The 791-nt window shown below is 53.6% G+C and carries 1 protein-coding gene; it reads left to right on the forward strand.

All coding sequences use genetic code 11. The features are described 5' to 3' along the window. Positions 1-791, forward strand: a 791-nt coding sequence (gene tuf, locus C3D30_RS20175; RefSeq protein ID WP_105287319.1) for an elongation factor Tu, incomplete at both ends; no start/stop codon positions are given.

Raw genomic sequence — 791 nt, forward strand, 5'->3', positions numbered from 1 at the left:
CACGTAGACTGCCCGGGGCACGCCGACTATGTTAAAAACATGATCACCGGTGCTGCGCAGATGGACGGCGCGATCCTGGTTGTTGCTGCGACTGACGGCCCGATGCCGCAGACTCGTGAGCACATCCTGCTGGGGCGTCAGGTAGGCGTTCCGTACATCATCGTGTTCCTGAACAAATGCGACATGGTTGATGACGAAGAGCTGCTGGAACTGGTTGAAATGGAAGTTCGTGAACTTCTGTCTCAGTACGACTTCCCGGGCGACGACACTCCGATCGTTCGTGGTTCTGCTCTGAAAGCGCTGGAAGGCGACGCAGAGTGGGAAGCGAAAATCCTGGAACTGGCTGGCTTCCTGGATTCTTACATTCCGGAACCAGAGCGTGCGATTGACAAGCCGTTCCTGCTGCCGATCGAAGACGTATTCTCCATCTCCGGTCGTGGTACCGTTGTTACCGGTCGTGTAGAACGCGGTATCATCAAAGTTGGTGAAGAAGTTGAAATCGTTGGTATCAAAGAGACTCAGAAGTCTACCTGTACTGGCGTTGAAATGTTCCGCAAACTGCTGGACGAAGGCCGTGCTGGTGAGAACGTAGGTGTTCTGCTGCGTGGTATCAAACGTGAAGAAATCGAACGTGGTCAGGTACTGGCTAAGCCGGGCACCATCAAGCCGCACACCAAGTTCGAATCTGAAGTGTACATTCTGTCCAAAGATGAAGGCGGCCGTCATACTCCGTTCTTCAAAGGCTACCGTCCGCAGTTCTACTTCCGTACTACTGACGTGACTGGTACCAT

The organism is Escherichia sp. MOD1-EC5433 (assembly GCF_002966005.1).
Lineage (GTDB): Bacteria > Pseudomonadota > Gammaproteobacteria > Enterobacterales > Enterobacteriaceae > Escherichia > Escherichia ruysiae.